20 protein-coding genes are annotated in these 17,949 nt (G+C 63.7%); 13 read left to right on the top strand and 7 right to left on the bottom strand.

All coding sequences use genetic code 11. The annotated features are described in order from the left end of the window. Nucleotides 1–124: 124 nt before the first annotated feature. Nucleotides 125–436, bottom strand: a complete 312-nt coding sequence (locus tag Q2T94_RS18955; protein WP_217387869.1) for a hypothetical protein — start codon at nt 434–436, stop codon at nt 125–127. Nucleotides 437–640: 204 nt separating this feature from the next. On the opposite strand from Q2T94_RS18955, the gene Q2T94_RS18960 reads away from it, so the two are divergent. Continuing rightward, the gene (locus Q2T94_RS18960; protein ID WP_302266170.1) at nt 641–1,081 is read left to right on the top strand and encodes a VOC family protein; all 441 of its coding nucleotides are present in this window, start codon (nt 641–643) and stop codon (nt 1,079–1,081) included. A gap of 45 nt (nt 1,082–1,126) precedes the next feature. Continuing rightward, nucleotides 1,127–1,849, top strand: a complete 723-nt coding sequence (locus Q2T94_RS18965) for an AAA family ATPase (protein WP_302266171.1) — start codon at nt 1,127–1,129, stop codon at nt 1,847–1,849. Between the two features lie 50 nt (nt 1,850–1,899). Here the strand turns inward: Q2T94_RS18965 and Q2T94_RS18970 are convergent, their stop codons facing one another. Both Q2T94_RS18970 and Q2T94_RS18975 read right to left on the bottom strand, forming a co-directional pair. Next, entirely contained in the window at nt 1,900–2,070 is a 171-nt protein-coding gene (locus tag Q2T94_RS18970) for a hypothetical protein (RefSeq protein ID WP_264269010.1), read from the bottom strand. 86 nt (nt 2,071–2,156) lie between these two features. Next, nucleotides 2,157–2,891: a DUF1206 domain-containing protein gene (locus Q2T94_RS18975; RefSeq protein ID WP_367281559.1), complete on the bottom strand. Its 735-nt coding sequence runs from the start codon at nt 2,889–2,891 to the stop codon at nt 2,157–2,159. A 221-nt stretch (nt 2,892–3,112) separates the two neighbouring features. On the opposite strand from Q2T94_RS18975, the gene Q2T94_RS18980 reads away from it, so the two are divergent. The 7 genes from Q2T94_RS18980 to Q2T94_RS19010 all read left to right on the top strand — a co-directional run bounded on the left by Q2T94_RS18980 (nt 3,113) and on the right by Q2T94_RS19010 (nt 6,759). After that, nucleotides 3,113–3,688, top strand: a complete 576-nt coding sequence (locus Q2T94_RS18980) for a hypothetical protein (protein WP_007273072.1) — start codon at nt 3,113–3,115, stop codon at nt 3,686–3,688. Nucleotides 3,689–3,760: 72 nt separating this feature from the next. Next, nucleotides 3,761–4,297, top strand: coding sequence for a dihydrofolate reductase family protein (locus tag Q2T94_RS18985; RefSeq protein ID WP_007273071.1), 537 nt, complete (start codon nt 3,761–3,763; stop codon nt 4,295–4,297). Between the two features lie 222 nt (nt 4,298–4,519). Then, nucleotides 4,520–4,861: a hypothetical protein gene (locus tag Q2T94_RS18990; RefSeq protein WP_302266172.1), complete on the top strand. Its 342-nt coding sequence runs from the start codon at nt 4,520–4,522 to the stop codon at nt 4,859–4,861. After that, on the top strand, nt 4,858–5,187 hold the full coding sequence (locus tag Q2T94_RS18995) for a transcriptional regulator (RefSeq protein WP_007273069.1): 330 nt from the start codon (nt 4,858–4,860) through the stop codon (nt 5,185–5,187). The genes Q2T94_RS18990 and Q2T94_RS18995 overlap by 4 nt, the downstream gene beginning before the upstream one ends. A gap of 45 nt (nt 5,188–5,232) precedes the next feature. Continuing rightward, complete coding sequence (locus tag Q2T94_RS19000) at nt 5,233–5,535, top strand: hypothetical protein (protein ID WP_007273068.1); 303 nt, start codon at nt 5,233–5,235, stop codon at nt 5,533–5,535. A 115-nt stretch (nt 5,536–5,650) separates the two neighbouring features. Further along, entirely contained in the window at nt 5,651–6,376 is a 726-nt protein-coding gene (locus Q2T94_RS19005) for a VIT1/CCC1 transporter family protein (protein ID WP_007273067.1), read from the top strand. A 176-nt stretch (nt 6,377–6,552) separates the two neighbouring features. Then, nucleotides 6,553–6,759 carry an MGMT family protein gene (locus tag Q2T94_RS19010; RefSeq protein ID WP_436836850.1) on the top strand — a complete coding sequence of 69 codons (207 nt, stop codon included), beginning with the start codon at nt 6,553–6,555 and terminating at the stop codon, nt 6,757–6,759. Here Q2T94_RS19010 and Q2T94_RS19015 read toward each other — a convergent pair. From Q2T94_RS19015 to Q2T94_RS19030, 4 genes are all read right to left on the bottom strand, one after another. Continuing rightward, entirely contained in the window at nt 6,756–7,106 is a 351-nt protein-coding gene (locus Q2T94_RS19015; RefSeq protein ID WP_264270628.1) for a hypothetical protein, read from the bottom strand. The genes Q2T94_RS19010 and Q2T94_RS19015 overlap by 4 nt on opposite strands. Nucleotides 7,107–7,233: 127 nt before the next feature. Continuing rightward, complete coding sequence (gene sucB, locus Q2T94_RS19020; RefSeq protein ID WP_302266174.1) at nt 7,234–8,997, bottom strand: 2-oxoglutarate dehydrogenase, E2 component, dihydrolipoamide succinyltransferase; 1,764 nt, start codon at nt 8,995–8,997, stop codon at nt 7,234–7,236. A gap of 146 nt (nt 8,998–9,143) precedes the next feature. Continuing rightward, complete coding sequence (gene lpdA, locus Q2T94_RS19025; protein ID WP_264270630.1) at nt 9,144–10,523, bottom strand: dihydrolipoyl dehydrogenase; 1,380 nt, start codon at nt 10,521–10,523, stop codon at nt 9,144–9,146. A gap of 303 nt (nt 10,524–10,826) precedes the next feature. Then, the gene (locus Q2T94_RS19030; RefSeq protein ID WP_302266176.1) at nt 10,827–12,341 is read right to left on the bottom strand and encodes a leucyl aminopeptidase; all 1,515 of its coding nucleotides are present in this window, start codon (nt 12,339–12,341) and stop codon (nt 10,827–10,829) included. 407 nt (nt 12,342–12,748) lie between these two features. On the opposite strand from Q2T94_RS19030, the gene Q2T94_RS19035 reads away from it, so the two are divergent. From Q2T94_RS19035 to Q2T94_RS19050, 4 genes are all read left to right on the top strand, one after another. Beyond that, on the top strand, nt 12,749–13,684 hold the full coding sequence (locus Q2T94_RS19035; protein ID WP_302266177.1) for a proteasome assembly chaperone family protein: 936 nt from the start codon (nt 12,749–12,751) through the stop codon (nt 13,682–13,684). After that, nucleotides 13,684–15,003, top strand: coding sequence for an MFS transporter (locus Q2T94_RS19040; protein ID WP_264270633.1), 1,320 nt, complete (start codon nt 13,684–13,686; stop codon nt 15,001–15,003). Before Q2T94_RS19035 ends, Q2T94_RS19040 begins: the two co-directional genes overlap by 1 nt. Before the next feature lie 144 nt (nt 15,004–15,147). Continuing rightward, entirely contained in the window at nt 15,148–16,305 is a 1,158-nt protein-coding gene (locus Q2T94_RS19045; protein WP_302266178.1) for a DUF4192 domain-containing protein, read from the top strand. Between the two features lie 294 nt (nt 16,306–16,599). After that, complete coding sequence (locus Q2T94_RS19050) at nt 16,600–17,823, top strand: RNA polymerase sigma factor (protein WP_264270635.1); 1,224 nt, start codon at nt 16,600–16,602, stop codon at nt 17,821–17,823. Nucleotides 17,824–17,949: the final 126 nt, after the last annotated feature.

Raw genomic sequence — 17,949 nt, forward strand, 5'->3', positions numbered from 1 at the left:
AGGTTCCTCGCGGCCGTCATCCAGGCGCCTGCTCCCTAGCCTTGCACCTCGCCCCTCCAACAACCAGAGTCCACGGCCGCGAACCCGGTGACCGGCGCGGGGTCTTGTGGTCCGATCCTTCGCACTAGGCGCTCTCCCGGTAGGCCTCGGGCATGCGAATGATGCGCCAACGGCCGGTCTCAACCTGCCGGGAAACCTCAAAGGTGCGCAGCGGCCCCACGCCGGCGAGCTTGACCTGCAATTGCCAGACCTCGTAGTCCACGAGTCCCGGCCCGCGTCCGCGTTCGGCGCGCAATTCCTCGGTCCACCATTTGCGCCGCTCGAACCAGCGCACCGGCTCGGCCGCCAGCTTGTATTCCCGACCCTGCCAGCGCAGGCGAATCGGCACCCCCGCCGGCGTGCAGTCAACTTCGATCGACTGGGTAAAGATTCCCATTCGCTCGCCACCTTCCCCTCGCACAAACGTGCCCGTTGCCGCCACACCCCGAAGAGGTGGACGGCGGCAGCGGGCCGCACCCATGCACTGAACCATTTTATTAGAAACTTTGTTCTATACAAGAGGAGACTAGAACGCATGTACGACGATTTGTTGTTTCGGTGCCCTATTGCCCGGGTCTCACGTGGGCCTATGCTGGGGAGCATGACTTCAAGCACGCCTCCGGCCATCACTGCGCTCACCCTTGGCGTGCGCGACGTCCAGCGCTCACGCGACTTCTACGTCACGGGCCTGGGCTTCCGCGAAATCAACTACATCCCCGGCGAGATCCTGTTCGTCCAGGCGGGGTACGGGCTGATGCTCGCACTGTGGAACGTCGAATCCATGCCCGGTGAATACGGGGAAGTCGGGCACGGCCCGTTGGCCTCGCCGCTATCCGTGGGGCACAACAGCGCAAGCGTCGAGGAGGTCAACGAGCTCTACGCCAGGGCACTTGCCGCCGGCGCGACCTCGATCGGCGCACCGACCCTCCGGGAGTGGGGCGGCACCAGCGCCTGCGTGGCCGACCCCGACGGGTTCCGCTGGGACTTTGTGCACAACCCGTCCTTCGCCATCGACGACGACGGGACCGTCACCGGTGTCTAGCCGGCACCGATGCACCCCCCTCATCGCTGGAAATTCCGGCCGCCCGTGAGACTCTCCAACCTGCCGATCCGCCGCATCGCCGAAGACGGGCTTTCCCCCGCGCCCCGCGACCAATGGCCCCACACCCTCCCGCCGGTGCGCCAGCTTCTCGACCAGGGTCTGGACTTCGGTCCGGCCACCATATTCGTGGGCGAAAACGGCTCGGGAAAGTCAACCCTGGTGGAGGCCGTCGCCCTCGGCTACGGACTCTCGCCCGAGGGCGGCTCCACCGGCGCACAGCACAGCACCCGGGTCACGGAATCGGGCCTGGAGCGGCACCTGCAGCTGGTCAGGAACGTCGGCGCGAGCCGGCGCGGCTACTTTCTTCGCGCCGAAACCATGCACGGGCTTTACACCTACTTGGAAGACAATCCCTCCACGCGGCGCAAGGACCCGGAATTCCACACCATGAGCCACGGCGAGTCGTTCCTCGAGCTCATGGTGGACAGGTTTCGCGAGGGCGGTCTGTGGGTGTTGGACGAGCCCGAGTCGGCACTCTCGTTCTCCGGATCCCTGGCCCTGGTGGGCATCCTGAAGGACCTGATCGCCGAGGGAAATTCCCAGGTCGTCATGTCCACGCATTCGCCGCTGCTGGCGGCCCTGCCAGGAGCAGACATTTATGAAGTCGGCCCATGGGGATTGCGTGCCGGCGAATGGGAAAGCCTCGATCTGGTCGCCAATTGGCGATCCTTCATGAACATGCCCGGACGCTACCTGCGGCACTTATAGAAAAGGGGTGCAGGGCACTTGGCCCTGCACCCCGGAAAAGCAATCGGCGGTTACTGCTCGGAATCGCCCTCGGTCCGGTCCGGGTCGAAGTCGGTCGGCAACGCCCCGCCTTCACTCTTCCACTTGGAGAGCTGCTTCTCGCTCACCATCCGTTCGTCGGTGTTGGGTGTCAGGTTGTTCTCAAACTCTTCATTTTCAGCGTTCGGTGTGTCTGCACTCATGTGGCCCACGCTATCGCCTTTCGCCGGGTTTCCACAGCATCGGTTTCCGATAGGGCATGTCCCCGCGGACAAACCGGGGCAAGGCCTCAGTCCATCTTCGCCAAACGCGACTTGAAGATTAGGAAGATCCCATAGCATCCCAGCCCGAACCCGATGAAGGCGAGCACGTAGACCCCGAAGGGCTGCGCCCGCACCGACTTGAGCGCGCCATCCAGCCCCGTGGACTCCTCCGGGTTCGCCTGCAACGTCGCCACGATGAACAAGAGCCCGAGCAGGAAAAGCGCAATGCCCTTCGCCACGTAGCCAACAACACCCACGACCTCGGTGACCCTGCGCAAGGTTCCTGAAGCGGGCAGCTCCACCTGCTTGGTGAAGGACTTCATGAGGCCCCTGACGACAAACACGATTCCGGTGATGGCAATGCCGGCGCCCACGGCCATCAGGAGCAGCGGACCGCCGGGCATCTGCATGACCTGGGCCGAGGCATCACTGGTGGATTCACCGCTGTCCTTGCGGTTGCCCAGGGCAAAGGAGGCAAAGCTCGCGGCCAAGGCAAGGAATACGACTCCCCGCCCGGCGGCAGCCAGCTTCTTGCCCATTCGTTTTTTTGCCGGCGCGTTCCGGTAGCCAAAGACCACACCGCTGGCTTCCCACAAACCCAATGCAAGGCACGCGGACGCGCCGATCCAGAGCAAGGCGTACCCTGCAGGCTGGGCGGCAAGCTGCGCAAGCGCCCCATCCTGGTCGGCTTCCCCGGATTCCCCGAAGGCCAACTGGATGGCGATGACCCCGATCAGCAGGTGCAAGATGCCACTGACCACGAAACCGGCTCTCGCGACCGCTACAAAGGCCCGGGAATTCGAGGCCTGTTCGGTCGCGTCAACGGCACCCTGAATGTTTTTTTTGATGGTTTTCCCCCTTCATGCGAAACCGTCCAAGAAGCTTTCCGGTAATAACCACATCCTGCCATCCTTGCAGGCAACCGCATACGCATCTGCACCCCGGCTAAGCGCCAGAGCTTTGGCAGTGTTACTCTTTGGGCATGGTGGTACGCCGTTTGGAAAGCCTTGGTCTGATTATCGGACCCTTGCTGTTCGCCCTGTCACCGCTCTTCTGGATCGACGGACACTATGGAGTGACCGGCGGGCTTCTCATTGCCATAGCCGCCGTGCCCTGGGTGTACGGACTCATTGGGGAATACAACGCCCTCCGCCCCCGGTTTCCCCTTCTGTCGGGGCTATGGATGCTTCTGGTGCTGATCGGCATGTTCGGCACCGTCGCGTTCGGGCTGCAAGGCGTGTTTGAGAGTGTGTTCGGTATCACCGAGTTTCGCTCGCTAGCTACTTTCGACATCTACCCACTCCCGGTGGCTATTGTGCTGATTCTGGCCGGACCGCTCTTTCCGGTCGCGCTTTTGTCCTTGGGCGCAATGCATTGGTGGACCGGGCTCACGCCCCGCTGGAGCGCTGTGTTGTTGGTATTTGCGGCGGCTGCGTTCCCGGTTGCGCGGATATCTCGATCTGTCCCAGTTGCGTTCATCGCTGACCTCGTCATGCTCGCAGCCTTCTGTGTGGTCGCCTGGTTTGCCTGGCATCGAAGGGACGAGGAATCCATATAACTTGCGGCTTGCGCTCAATGATGCAGAACTCTGACCCTGATTTCCAGAACATCGCAAGAAAGGTGCGCTCCCATGACCACCCACTTCTATACTGCTTCAAGCCTCGACGGGTTCATCGCCACCCCCGAGCATTCCCTTGAGTGGCTGTTCAAGCAGGACTTCGATTTCGAAGGCCCCATGGCATACCCAGAGTTCGTGAAAGGAATTGGCGCTCTCTTCATGGGTGCTTCCACGTATGAGTGGCTACTGAGCAACCAAGATGAGTGGGGCTACGAGCAGCCGGTCTGGGTATTCACTCATCGCGACCTGCCCGTTCCAGAAGGCGCAGATATCCGCTTTGTTCAGGGTTCAGTGACGCAGGCTCACGCAGAGGCCGTCCTAGCTGCGCAGGGAAAAGATATTTGGGTGGTGGGCGGTGGCGACCTTGCTGGCCAGTTCGCAGATGCTGAGCTACTCGACGAAGTCTGGGTACAGTTCGCGCCGGTAACACTTGGTTCCGGCCAGCCTCTCCTTCCGCGAAATCTGCAACTCGAAATCATTGACCACGCTCGCAATCGCGATTTCATTTGCATTCGATACCGGGTACTCCGAGAGACGCCTCACCCGTAGATCTTGAAATCCGCCGCAGACTCGCGCGCAGGCAGGAAGTGATCCACAGAATCGATCACTTGACAGACTGGAAAGTGATAGCTTAATCTTTCCAACATGGAAAGTAATGAGATTCAACAACAGCTCCGCGAGGCCGAGCGGGCAGCCGCCGCGCCCCATATCGCTCTCCCCAGGTCCCCCTGGTGGCACACTCTCCTGATCAGCCTCACGGGTCCAGCCCTCGTGCTGCTCGTGACGCAAACGCAGGGATTGTTTTCCGAGCGCACCCCTTTGGGGTCTATCCCGACCCTTACGATCGTGCTCATTGCACTTGTCGTGATCCTCGACCAAAGAAAACGCCGCGGCGTCACCCCAAAGGGCAAGGCTCCCCAAGAAATCCGCCGAGTTTTCAACTGGTACTTACTCGGCACGATCATACTCATAGCAGGCGTCTTCGCGCTGGCCGTCACGAGTTCACTCTGGGTAAGCATTCCGGTAAGTTTCGTGGCATGCCTGGGTGGGCTGACCTGGTTCGGCATCGCCTACGAGCGGGCTGCCGATCGTGTACGGGTTCGACTGGCATGATTTCCGACCTCGACCCGGTCATTCACGCGCCCAAACGGCTCGCGCTTATGGCACTGCTTGCCCACGCTCAAGACGCAGATTTCGGGTTTGTGCGCGATGCATTGGGGGTCAGCGATTCCGACCTCTCCAAGCAGGCCACTGCTCTGACTGAGGCCAGCTACATCACGGTCGCCAAGGCGGGCCGCGGGCGAGGCGGCACGACCACATTTCGAATCACCAAGCAAGGTCGCACCGCGTACGAAAAACATCGGGCCGCACTAGAAGCCTTGCTCGCGGGGAGCAATTTCAGCGTCTCGTCTGACAGCACTGTAGCTAAGGAGTCGTAGCCAGACGGCATGGCACTCATCAGGCCTCCCGAATAAGCTTCAACCATGACCGATTCACAACCACAGAACGCATCCGGCTCAGTTTCTCCGAGGATCGGCCTGCCCGGTATCGCCGCAATCTTCTTTACGCTCACGCCGATCCTCTTGATTCTCGGCTGGATGATCTTCATGGGCACCTCAAGCCGTGATTTCTTCTCCGGAGCCCCCTTTCAAGCCATGCTCGGAACGTTTTTGATCTTGATCGGCCTATTGTGCCTGTTCTCTGCGCTTCTGCTTGTGGGAGTTCGTGTCATCGCCCAACAGCACCTCAACGTGCTCGTTCAGCTCAGCAGCCCCCGCCCGGAGTAACAAACTGGGCCATTCACGGAGGAAATCTTCGTCGTGACGCAGTCGATTTGCGCGGCCCGACCACCTTCAAAAACGGGTTCTCACGCATCGAGAATGATTGCTAACGTTGCCTCACGTGAAGGAAATCAACATCGCAAACCCACACGAGTACGACCACACTCACTCGTCCTCCGCCGGGTCTGGGTGGCTTCGCGCTTCGGTGTTCGGTGCGATGGACGGCCTCGTCTCAAACACCGGCCTCATTTCAGGTATTGCCGCAGCAGGCGCTTCCCCTGGCATTATCGCGATCACCGGTATCTCGGGCCTCATCTCTGGCGCGATCTCAATGGCGCTTGGCGAATACACCTCCGTGCGGACGCAGAACGAGCAGCTTCAAGTTGAGATCGACACCGAGCGCGACGCCCTCACTCGCAATCCAGAAGGCGAGGAGGCCGAACTCTCGATCATGTTCGAGTCGCTCGGCATGCACCCTAGTACAGCTCGCGATGCCGCTTCACAGGTGCACGCGAACACCGAACAGGCGCTCAGAGTGCACCTCGCGCACGAACTTGGCTTGAGCCCCGACGAAAAGCAATCGCCGAGGGTGGCGGCAATCGCATCTCTTGTCTCCTTTAGCGTGGGTGCGATTATCCCGGTCCTTCCGTTCCTGATCGGCTTCGGAACCCTCGGGTGGGGGCTCCTCTTCGGCGGAGTGGGTCTTCTCGCTGCGGGCTTCGCTGCCGCAAAGTTCACTGACCGCAACCCCTTCGCGAGCGCGGGCCGCCAGCTGCTCTTCGGCGGCATCGCCGTCGCGGCCACCTATGGCATTGGTACGCTCCTCGGGGTCTCACAACTCGGTTAATCGGCGAAGATCGAGCCCACACTCTTCAGCAGCGCCCAATTGGCTTGGTGATCCTCAAAATCACGCGATCCTCGCAATTCGAATCTCTGCTGTGGCCGTAGGCTTAACGCATGCCAAGCCCGGAGTTCGTCGACGCAGTGCTCGACGTCATCAGGCGCATCCCGCCAGGGCGCGTCATGACATACGGTGACATTGCGCACGCACTTGGGTCCAACGCTCCGCGGGCAGTCGGTCGAGTGCTCGCCTACTACGGCCACGCCGTCACCTGGTGGCGAGTCGTGCCGGCGAGTGGACTGCCACCGCAGGGACACAGTCGTCTCCCGATGACACACCGCCACTGTTCTCCGGCGCGGGGCCGGGTGAAACTTCGCGCGAGCGTTTAGACCCAGAGGGTGGCCACCGCCATGGCAATCAGTGCGGTGCCGCCGGTGCCGTGGGCCAGGCCGGTCGGAACCTCGAGGCCCTTCTTGATCTTCCGACGGCCCAGGAGGGCTGCGACGAAGACGCCGACGGCCAGCAGGAGCTTGACGGCGATCTTGGCATGGTTGACCTGTCCGTCACCCATTTCGGCCAGTCCGACCAACAGCAGGCCGGTGACCAGCTGGGCGATTGCGCCATACCACTGCCAGATGTTCACGGTCGGGGTCTTGAACGTGGCGAGCCAGCCGCCGACGATCGCGGCTGCACCCAAAACGTGCAGAAATATGAGGATTGCATGCAAAAAGGTCATGCCAGCAAGCCTAATGGAAACTGCACACCACAATGAATTCGTCCCGGCAATGGTGGTCGAGAACATAGCAAAGGGGACGGTCACCGCCCAAGGGCAGTGGCCGTCCCCTTTCACAGGCTACCTGGGGTTAGAGGCCCAGATCGGCTTCGAAAGCGCCTTCCTCAAGGCGTGCCTTCAGCGTCTGCAGGAAGCGACCTGCATCGGCACCGTCGACCAAACGGTGGTCGTAGGTCAGCGACAGGTACATCATGTGGCGGATGGCGATGGTGTCGTCGCCGTCGACGCCGGTCACCACAACCGCACGCTTCACGATGGAACCGGTTCCCAGGATGGCAACCTGCGGCTGGTTGATGATCGGGGTGTCGAAGAGCGCGCCGACCGAACCGATGTTCGTGATCGAGAACGTTCCGCCGGACAGTTCGTCCGGACCGATCTTGTTGTCGCGGGTGCGCTTTGCCACGTCGGCGATCTTGCCGGCCAAGCCGGCAAGGTTCAGGTCACCGGCGTTGGAGATGACCGGAACCAGCAGGCCCTTGTCGGTGTCCACCGCAATCGCCAGGTGCTCGGCGTTGTGGTAGGTGATCTCCTGCTTGGACTCGTCGTACTCGGCGTTTAGCTTCGGGTGCTGCTTCAAGGCCTCGGCCACGGCCTTGGCGATGAACGGCAGGAAGGTGAGCTTGGAGCCGTTGACGGCAGCGAACTCGTTCTTGGCGGCGTTGCGCAGCTTGGCGACGCGGGTCATGTCGACCTCGTGGACCTGGGTCAGCTGGGTGGAGGTTTCCAGCGACTCGCGCATGCGGCGAGCGATGACCTGGCGGATGCGCGGGGCCTTGGCGACGGTGCCGCGCAGCGAGGACGCGACAACCCCTGCCGCTGCCTTGGCAGCAGGCGCAGCGGCGGGAGCCGTGGAAGCAGCCGCGGCCGGGGCGCTCTTTGCGGCGGCAGCCGCATCGATGACGTCCTGCTTGCGGATGCGTCCGCCGACACCGGTGCCGGTGACGGTCGCCAGGTCGACGTTGTTCTGGTTGGCCAAGCGGCGAACCAGGGGGGTCACGTAACCGTCGTTGCCTGCGGCCTCAGCGGCCGGAGCCGGAGCGGCGGCCGGAGCAGCAGGAGCCTCTGCGGGGGCGGGTGCTTCAGCAGGGGTTGCAGGGGCCGGGGCCGGAGCGGCTGCCGGTGCAGCAGGAGCTTCAGCGGGGGCCGGTGCTTCAGCCGGGGTTGCGGCGGCCGGAGCCGGAGCGGCCTCGGCCGGGGCTGCAGGTGCTGCTGCTCCCGCTGCGCCGACGATGGCCAGGACGGCGCCGACCTCAACGGTCTCGTCTTCCGCAACGCGGATTTCCAACAGGGTGCCGGCGACCGGGGAAGGAACCTCGGTGTCGACCTTGTCGGTGGAAACCTCGAGCAGGGGCTCGTCAACGGCAACCTCTTCGCCAACGGCCTTGAGCCAGCGGGTGACGGTACCTTCGGTGACCGACTCGCCCAGGGCCGGGAGGGTGATCTCGGTGCCCGATGCGCCGGCAGCCGGTGCTGCAGGTGCCTCGGCGGGGGACGGTGCGGCGGCTGGCGCTTCCGGTGTTGCAGCGGGTGCCTCGGCAGGTGCGGCGGGAGCCTCGGCGGCCGGTGCAGCCTCTGCGGGTGCCGAGCCGGAACCCGAACCATCGCCGATGCGAACCAGTGCGGCTCCAACTTCGGCGGTCTCGTCCTCGGCCACGAGGATCTCTTCGATGACGCCGGCGACCGGCGAAGGGATTTCGGTGTCAACCTTGTCGGTCGAGACCTCCAGCAACGGCTCGTCGACCTCGACGCGGTCGCCGACCTGCTTGAGCCAGCGCGTAACGGTGCCTTCGGTGACGCTTTCACCCAGGGCGGGCAAGTTCACGGTTTCAGACATCTTGTTCCCGTTCTCCTATTAACTAAAAAATTGTGTGCGAGAGATCCGCGGTTTCCCGCACATCCCGTGGGAGGTCAGTGCCTCCGAGCTTAGTGCACCGGGCATGCGTTCCGCGGGGGAACGCATGCCCGGTGAAGCAAATGTGACTAACCGTGCAGTGGCTTGCCGGCCAGGGCCATGGCGGCCTCGCCGAGCGATTCGTTCTGCGTCGGGTGTGCGTGGATGAGCTGTGCGACATCCTCCGGGTAGGCTTCCCAGTTCACGATGAGCTGTGCCTCGCCGATCTGCTCGCCGATGCGCCCGCCGATGCCGTGGACGCCCACGATGGGGCCGTTCTTCACGCGCACCATCTTGATCAAGCCGGAGGTGCCCAGGATCGAGGACTTGCCGTTGCCGGCCAGGTTGTACTCGGTGGTCTCGATCTGGTCGTCACCGAACTTCTTCTTTGCTGCGGGCTCGGAGTAGCCGACCGAAGCGATTTCCGGTTCGCAGAAGGTGACCTTCGGGATGTTGATGTCCTCGACGACAACCGGCTTCAGGCCGGCGATCTCCTCGGCGACGAAGATGCCGTGCTGGTAGCCGCGGTGGGCCAGCTGCACGCCCGGGACGATGTCGCCGATGGCGTAGATGTTGCCCACGCCGGTGTGGCAGCGCTCATTGATGAGCACGAAGCCACGGTCCATCGGGATGCCCTGCTCTTCGTAGCCCAGGCCCTCGGTGACCGGGCCACGGCCCACGGCCACCAGGACGATCTCGGCTTCGAGGGTCTTGCCGTCGGCCAGGGAGACCTTGACGCCGTTGGCGTCCTGCTCGACCTTTTCGAAGAAGACGCCGGTGTTGAACTTGATGCCGCGCTTCTTGAAGGCACGCTCCAGGTTCTTGATGATCGCCGGGTCCTCGTTGGGGACCAGCGAGGGCAGGCCCTCGACGATGGTCACCTCGACGCCGAAGGACTTCCACACCGAGGCGAACTCGACGCCGATGACGCCGCCGCCGAGCACAATGGCGCTCTTGGGCAGGGTGTCCATGTTCAGGGCCTCGGTGCTGGTGAGCACGCGACCGCCGATTTCGATGCCCATGGTCTTGGAGGTGGAACCCGTGGCGAGGATGATGTTCTTGCCCTTGTACGCCACTCCGTCAACGTCGACGGTGTCCTGGGAAACCAGGCGGCCGTTGCCTTCGATGACGGTGACCTTCTTCATCTTCAGCAGCCCCGTCAGGCCCTTGTGCTTGCCGGCGACGATGCCGTCCTTGTAGCTGCGCACTGCACCCAGGTCGATGGAATCGAGGGTGGTGTTGATGCCGTACTTCGCGCCTTCGCGAGCGTTCTCGGCCAATTCGGCGGAGTGCAGGTACGCCTTGGTGGGGATGCAACCGGTGTGCAGGCAGGTGCCACCGAGCTTGGCCTTTTCAATCAAGCCAACGGTGAAGCCCAGCTGGACGGCGCGCAATGCTGCCGAATAGCCTGCGGAACCGCCGCCGAGAATGAGGATGTCGAATTCTTGCGTTGCTGCCGATTCGGCCACGTGAACGCTCCCTCGTTATGAGTAGTGGCCGACGTTGTGGTCGGCCAGTGGGTCTATGGGGTGTACGTGCGGACCCCGTGCAGGGCTCGCGCAAATACGGTGATGCTAGTGATCTATCAGGATTACCTTATCCCCCTGATACGCGCTCGGCCACATACGGTGAGGCAGATTGCGCACGCCTGTGACCGGTCGCACAGCGGCGGGGGCTTTTCGGTGCGGCCCAGGAACCGCCGGGGCCGTCCAGGCGCGCATATCTACTACAGGGGGTAGAAATACGTGCCTGGCGGGCGGAGCTCCCGGGGGTTATTTCGCGGAGGCCATTTCCTCGGCCAGTGCCACCAGCGTGCGCACCGAGGATCCGGTGCCGTTCTTGTGGGTGTAGCCGTAGGCGGCCTGCTCGTTGAAGGCGGGGCCGGCGATGTCCATGTGTGCCCAGGGGATCTTGGTCCCGTTGGCCTCGCCCACGAACTCGTTGAGGAACACCGCGGCGGTCATCATCCCGCCCATGCGCTCACCGATATTGGCCAGGTCGGCGACCTGCGAATCGATGGTGGGGCGCAGTTCCTCGGGCATCGGCATGGCCCAGGCGGTCTCGCCGGCCTTCTCGGCGGCGGAGACCACGGCGTTGCGCAGCGCCTCGTCGCCCATGACTCCGGCGGTGCGCAGGCCTAGGGCAACCATTTGCGCCCCGGTCAGCGTGGCGACGTCGATCAGTGCGTCGGGCTTCTCGGCGCTGGCGGCCACAAGTCCGTCGGCCATCACCAGGCGGCCCTCGGCGTCGGTGTTCAGCACCTCGACGGTCTTGCCGCCGAGCATGGTGATCACGTCGCCCGGACGGGTCGAGGCGCCGCCGGGCATGTTCTCGGCCAGACAGAGCCAGCCGGTGACGGTGATCGGCAGGCCCAACTCCGCAATCGCGACGATCGCCTGGAAAATGGTGGCTGCCCCGGCCATGTCGCACTTCATGGCGTGCATTCCTGCGGCCGGCTTGATCGAGATGCCGCCGGTGTCGAAGGTGATGCCCTTGCCCACCAGGGCCAGGTGCTTGCCCGCCTTGGCCGGTGCGTATTGGATCTTGACCATGCGCGGCTTGCGATCGGATCCGCCGCCGACGCCCATCAGGCCGCCGTAGCCGTCTTTTTCCAGCTTTTTCTCGTCGAGGATCATGACCTTCAGCGGCAGGCCCTTGGTGGAGTCCTTGACCTCCTGCGCGAAGGAAGCCGGGTACAGCACGTTGGGTGCGACGTTGACCAGGTCGCGGGTGGCCCGCACGGCGCGCCCCAGGATTGCGGCGCGCTTCAGTGCGGCCGGCAGGTCCGGGTCGGCCGACGCGGCAGTGGCAATGACTGCCTCGGTCAGCGGCAGCTTGGCGGCCGGCGTGGAGCGGTGGCTGTTGAAGTGGTAGGCGCCCAGGGCCACGCCTTCGGCCACCGCGGCTGCCTGTTCGGGGGTGGCGGCCGGCAGGGCGAAGACCACCGTCGAGAGACCTGCGAGCTGGCGTGCCGCCGAGCCCGCGCCGCGGCGCAGCGCCTCGGTGGTCAGTGTGGATTCCTCGTGGGACCCGAGGCCGGCGAGTACCAGGATCCGGGCCTTGGTCTCGTCGCCGGCCGGAAGGCGGACCAGCTCGTCGGCCGCACCGGTGACGTTCAAGGCCGACAGCGAGGCCTGGAGGGAGTCGGTGACCTTGGCGCTGAAGGGCGAGGCCACCAGGACGGGACCATCGGTGCCCTTGACGACACCGAGAACCAGGGCGTCCGCGCCCAGGCGCTTGATGTCGGTCGAAACGGCGGTCAGCTTGAGATCGATGGAGTTGATCACGGAACGATTCCTCTTCATTGGATTCTGTGCATGCATGTCAGGTGCCCATGCGTCGAAGGAGGCGGGACGGCTGCCGCGTACCGGGGTCCCCGGGACGCAAAAGCCGATCGGCCTTTAGCGATCGTATCGCTGAGACCGATGCCACAGCGCATTCGTCGGCCAATCGGCCTAGAATTGGATGCGGGCCACGGGAAGAAATCGCCGTCAGTTGGGGTTGACCCCCAGTAGTAGGCGACCGAAAGAACCCCGACTGGGTTCATCCGGCCCGCACCATGTCCCTGGTTTCCCTGTCGTTGGCATTGCACCGAATCGGTCGTGCCCGGGGGCCGGAGGCCACCTTGAGCCAGAGCCAAGGCGATGGTGTGGCCGGTGAAACCCAGCGATGCAACCCGAAAGGAGCAGCGGCAATGCTTGACCCACAATCCTTGGTCAGGTTCGAAGACCTCGACCTGGACGCACCCGAGCTACAGGGCCTTGACCTGCTCATCGGCCTTCGCGGCCACGCAGATGCCGGCCATGCGCTGGCCCAGGTGCGCTCCGAGCTGCTGGACTCGCTGGAACCGAAGCTTATCGCCTCGTTCGATACCGACCAGCTGGTCAACTACCGCGAGCGACGCCCCCAGATTTCCTTCCTCGGCGACCACTTCGCTGCCTACCAGGCCCCGCGCCTGGAGCTTTACCGCCTGACCGATGGCCTGGAGCGCGACTTCCTGTTCCTGACGGGAACCGAACCGGATCTGGCCTGGGAACGGGTCACCGCCGCGATCGTCGCCTTGGTCGAAGCGTTCAATATCCGATTGTCCGTTTCCTTTGACGCGGTGCCGATGCCGGTTCCGCACACCCGCCCGCTCGGTGTCACCGCACACGGCAACCGCAAGGACCTGATTGACGGGATCTCCACCTGGACCCCGACGGCGGAGCTGCCGGCGAGCCTGGCCAGCCTCATCGAGGTACGCCTGATTGAAGCCGGCAGGGACGCGGTGGGTTATTCCATCCATGTGCCGCACTACCTCTCCGAGGCCGAGTACCCGCAGGTTGCCGTGGGCGTCCTGGAATATGTCGGCGCCGCCATGGAGCTGGGCCTGCCGACCGACCGCCTGCGCGAGGCGGGGCGCAACCTCGAATCGCAGATCGCCGAACAGGTTGCGGCAACGCCCGACGTCGCCAGGATGGTCGAAAACTTCGAGGAACGCTTTGACCAGCACGTGCCGGATATCGAGCGCCGCTCGCTGCTGGTCACGCCCGATGCCGAGGTCCCCGGCGGCGAGGAACTTGCCCTGGCCGTGGAGGCCTTCCTGTCCGGCTTCCCCGAACAAGGTGGCACGGCCGCCAAGGACTCCTAGTGGCCAAGGCCGAACACCACGACTCCGTCCGCTCGTGGGTGGTGTGGATAGTCAGCATCACGGCCTACCTCATCGCAGTGACCCAACGCACCAGTTTCGGTGTGGCCGGCCTGGAGGCCACCGACCGCTTTGACGCGTCGGCCTCGATCCTTGCCACCTTCTCCGTGGTGCAGCTGGTTGTCTACGCCGGGTTGCAGATTCCCGTCGGCATCCTCGTGGACAGATGGGGACCCCGGGCCATGATCACCGGGGGAGCGGCACTGATGATGGTCGGCCAGCTCCTGCTGGCGATGGCGGATTCCGTCGGTGCCGGCCTGGTCGGACGGTTCTTCGTCGGTGCCGGCGATGCGATGACCTTTGTCTCGGTCATCCGGCTGCTGCCGATCTGGTTCTCCGGATACCGGATTCCGATGCTCACCCAAGCCACCGGCATGGTGGGCCAACTGGGGCAGCTGCTCTCACTGATCCCGTTTGTTGCCCTGCTGCACGCGTGGAGCTGGACCCCGGCCTTCCTTTCCCTGGCGGCGCTGTCCGTGCTGGGCTTTGTCCTGGCCCTGGTGCTCATCAGCAACGGACCGCTCAGCAACGAGGTTCCACCGGCCCCCGCCCGGGCGCGCGTGCTGCTTTCCAATGCGTGGCGGGAACCGGGGACCCGGCTGGGCTTCTGGACGCACTTCACCACCCAGTTCACGACCAACGTCTTCCTGCTGACCTGGGGCTATCCCTTCCTGGTTTCCGGGCAGGGCGTCAGTCCGGCCACGGCTTCGGGCTTGCTCTCCATTTTCGTCTTGGTTGCCCTGGTGGCCGGTCCCGTCCTTGGTTCGGCCGTGGCGCGCCATCCGCATCGACGGTCGGCGATCGCCTTCAACGTCATTGGGGCGATCGCCCTGAGCTGGCTGGTCGTGCTGCTTTGGCCGGGACAAGCGCCGATGTGGCTTCTGGTTGTCCTGATCGTATGCGTTGCATTGGGCGGGCCGGCCTCCATGATCGCCTTTGATTTTGCCCGCACCTTCAACCCGTCGCACGTGATCGGCACGGCCACCGGAATCGTCAACGTCGGGGGATTCCTGGCCGCGCTCGTCACGGTGTACGTGGTGGGCTGGCTGCTTGACCTCCAGCAGAAGGCTGCGGGTTCCGGTGCCGAGCTCTACTCCCTTGATGCGTTCAGGTGGGCGCTTTCCTTCCAGTTCCTGGTGCTTTTCGGTGGCGTGATCGGCATGGTCATCACCCGCAACAAGGCTCGCCGCAACATGGCCGCGCGTGGCGATTACACCCCGCGGTCCGCTCGGGGGCTGTCCGGGCGCACCGAAATCGAATAGCGCGCCCTCTGGGCGCACGACTTTCTGCCGGCACCACTGATCCGCACACGGGGCGAGACCCGGCGCGATTCCAAGGGCGCGCGTATCCACAGGCATCCGGACGTCTCCTGCCGCCGCTGTTGACCGGGGCGCAGCATGGGGTGCATGACTACTACACCTTCAGCGTCGAATTTTTCCCTGGCCAGCCCCGAAGAGGTCTTGGCATACATTCCCCACGCCTTGGGCTTTTACCCCCGTAATGCGGTGGTCTTGCTGATCATGCAGGGCAAGGGCCTTGCCGCCACCCTGCGGGTTGACCTGCCGGCGGCGGAAGGCTCGAGCGACTTGGTAGCCCAGTGGGCCGACCAGCTGGTTCAGCTGGTGCACAAGGTACCCGATGCCACCGCAGTCTTTGCCGCCGTCTACACCGGACAAGCCCCCACCGGGAACCATGACTCCCTGCCCAGGCACGAACTCGTGGAGCGGCTCGCGCCTGAGCTCGTTCGCTCGGGAATCCAGGTGCGCGATGCCTGGTTCGTGGGCACCATTCGCTGGCACAGCTACTTCTGCCTCAGCGAAAACTGCTGCCCCAGCGAAGGCTTCGACCTGCCGGACCTCGCGCTGACCGAGACCCACCTGAGGATGGTTGTCGCCGGGTCGGCACCCGAGGACCAACTCTGGGACGGCACAGGGATTGCCGAATGGGAGAACAAGAATGAAGTGCGGACGAACCTGGATATCCTGGCCGCGGAGTTCTCCGGATCCGTCCCGCGGGAGTCGCTGATCAAGGACTGGGCCCGGCTGCTGGATGAGGATCCGGTCGTCGCCGAGCGTTGCCTGCGAACGGACGACGTGTTGTGTGCGTCGTTGCTGCTTTCCCTCAACGACCGCATGATTCGGGACATCCTGCCCTATCTGGCGGGCCGGGGCACGCTTCAGGCGTTCGAGGCGCTGAAGGAAGTCTCGCGAGGGGTCGAATTCGGGCCCGCATCACAGGACTTCTCCGATTTCCTGCTGGGAACCGCGGCGTGCACGCCCGAGTGGGACCGGCTCGAACGCTTGTGGTACTTTTGCCGCGACCTGCTTGGTGTCGCGGAACGCGAGGAGACGTCCGCGTTGCTGTGCCTGCTCGGTTGGGTGAACTGGGCCAAGGGCAAGGGGAGCTCGGCCCTGAAACTCTTTGGGACGGCGTTGGCAAATGATCCGGACTACCGGCTGGCGCAACTCATGGCCAAACTGCTGGAATCGGGTGAGATGCCCTCGTGGGTGGCCGATCCGGCGCGCGCCTGGCGGCTGCGCTTGGAAGGACGGCTCAGTGCATGACGCAGGAGGGAAACCCGGTGGAAGATATTTCACCGGCACACGCGCCCGATGAATCTGCGTGACCCCGAAACGTGAGACACTGTTAACCAACAGACCCGGTTGGGTTCGTGTTCCATGGCTATCAAGCCGGCACCATCGAGTTGGTTCGATGGGAACAAATGGCGGGAAAAAGGCGTTCCACTTACTGGACCCTGAATCCCGACTCGTCGTTAATCGGCGGGACGCGGACTTGACAGGGTCATAGTGGTGTTACCGGTAGGTGGCATCGCGGACGAACCGTGAGAAAGGTATTTCGTGTCTTCTGAGACGACCACCAATGGCCAGGCAGCAGATGCTGCCGCCGATCCGCAGGATGCAACTACGGATAAGGCTGCTGCCGTGCCGGCTGCCGACAAGGCCGCCACCGCGAAGAAGCCTGCTGCAAAGCGGGCTCCTGCAAAGTCCCGTGCCAAGGCCGATGAGGACGTAGAGTCCGAAGAAGCTGAAACCGACGCCGACGATGCCGAGCAAACCCCGAAGGCACCGGCCGTCGACGAGAACTCCAAGGGCTTTGTCCTCACTTCCGACGAAGACGATGCCCCGCAGCAGCAGGTCATGGTTGCCGGAGCCACTGCCGACCCGGTCAAGGACTACCTGAAGCAGATCGGCAAGGTTGCCCTGCTGAACGCCGAGCAGGAAGTCGACCTTGCCTTGCGCATCGAGGCAGGCCTTTTCGCCCACGAGAAGCTTAACGCCGACGAGGGCAAGATGGACAAGCGCCTGCGCTGGGACTACGAGCAGATCGTGCACGACGGCAAGATCGCCAAGAACCACCTGCTCGAGGCCAACCTTCGCCTCGTGGTGTCACTGGCCAAGCGCTACACCGGTCGCGGCATGCTCTTCCTTGACTTGATCCAGGAAGGAAACCTGGGCCTGATCCGTGCAGTTGAGAAGTTCGACTACACCAAGGGCTTCAAGTTCTCCACCTACGCCACCTGGTGGATCCGCCAGGCGATCACCCGAGCCATGGCGGACCAGGCCCGCACCATCCGTATCCCGGTGCACATGGTGGAGGTCATCAACAAGCTGGCTCGCGTGCAACGCCAGATGCTTCAGGACCTCGGCCGCGAACCCACTCCGGAAGAGCTCGCCAAGGAACTGGACATGACCCCCGAAAAGGTCGTCGAGGTCCAGAAGTACGGTCGCGAGCCGATCTCACTGCACACCCCGCTGGGTGAAGACGGCGACTCCGAGTTCGGTGACCTCATCGAGGACTCCGAAGCCGTGGTCCCTGCCGATGCCGTGTCCTTCACCCTGCTGCAGGAACAGCTTCACTCGGTTCTCGATACGCTCTCCGAGCGCGAAGCCGGCGTTGTTGCCATGCGTTTCGGCCTGACCGACGGCCAGCCCAAGACCCTTGACGAAATCGGCAAGGTCTACGGCGTGACACGCGAACGCATCCGCCAGATCGAATCCAAGACGATGTCCAAGCTTCGTCACCCCTCCCGTTCCCAGGTCCTGCGCGACTACCTGGACTAGGAGTTCGGCCTCAGGGCCCGATGCAGGTGCCGGTGTTTTCCCCAGCTAGTCAGGGGTCGACACCGGCACTTTGTGTCTTAAGCAGCGGGTCGTCATTGGCCTGGCGCATCCGGGAGGTCCCGCCAA

The organism is Paeniglutamicibacter sulfureus (genome assembly GCF_030512175.1).
In the GTDB taxonomy this organism is placed as follows: domain Bacteria; phylum Actinomycetota; class Actinomycetes; order Actinomycetales; family Micrococcaceae; genus Paeniglutamicibacter; species Paeniglutamicibacter sulfureus.

Bases quoted from the DNA above. Each gene is read 5' to 3' on its own strand.
- Q2T94_RS19000 (WP_007273068.1), top strand. From the start codon at position 5,233: ATGACCGATTCACAACCACAGAACGCATCCGGCTCAGTTTCTCCGAGG.
- Q2T94_RS18970 (WP_264269010.1), bottom strand. From the start codon at position 2,070: ATGAGTGCAGACACACCGAACGCTGAAAATGAAGAGTTTGAGAACAAC.
- Q2T94_RS18995 (WP_007273069.1), top strand. From the start codon at position 4,858: ATGATTTCCGACCTCGACCCGGTCATTCACGCGCCCAAACGGCTCGCG.
- Q2T94_RS19010 (WP_436836850.1), top strand. From the start codon at position 6,553: ATGACATACGGTGACATTGCGCACGCACTTGGGTCCAACGCTCCGCGG.
- Q2T94_RS18955 (WP_217387869.1), bottom strand. From the start codon at position 436: ATGGGAATCTTTACCCAGTCGATCGAAGTTGACTGCACGCCGGCGGGG.
- Q2T94_RS18960 (WP_302266170.1), top strand. From the start codon at position 641: ATGACTTCAAGCACGCCTCCGGCCATCACTGCGCTCACCCTTGGCGTG.
- Q2T94_RS18985 (WP_007273071.1), top strand. From the start codon at position 3,761: ATGACCACCCACTTCTATACTGCTTCAAGCCTCGACGGGTTCATCGCC.
- Q2T94_RS19045 (WP_302266178.1), top strand. From the start codon at position 15,148: ATGACTACTACACCTTCAGCGTCGAATTTTTCCCTGGCCAGCCCCGAA.
- Q2T94_RS19035 (WP_302266177.1), top strand. From the start codon at position 12,749: ATGCTTGACCCACAATCCTTGGTCAGGTTCGAAGACCTCGACCTGGAC.
- Q2T94_RS18980 (WP_007273072.1), top strand. From the start codon at position 3,113: ATGGTGGTACGCCGTTTGGAAAGCCTTGGTCTGATTATCGGACCCTTG.
- Q2T94_RS19015 (WP_264270628.1), bottom strand. From the start codon at position 7,106: ATGACCTTTTTGCATGCAATCCTCATATTTCTGCACGTTTTGGGTGCA.
- sucB (WP_302266174.1), bottom strand. From the start codon at position 8,997: ATGTCTGAAACCGTGAACTTGCCCGCCCTGGGTGAAAGCGTCACCGAA.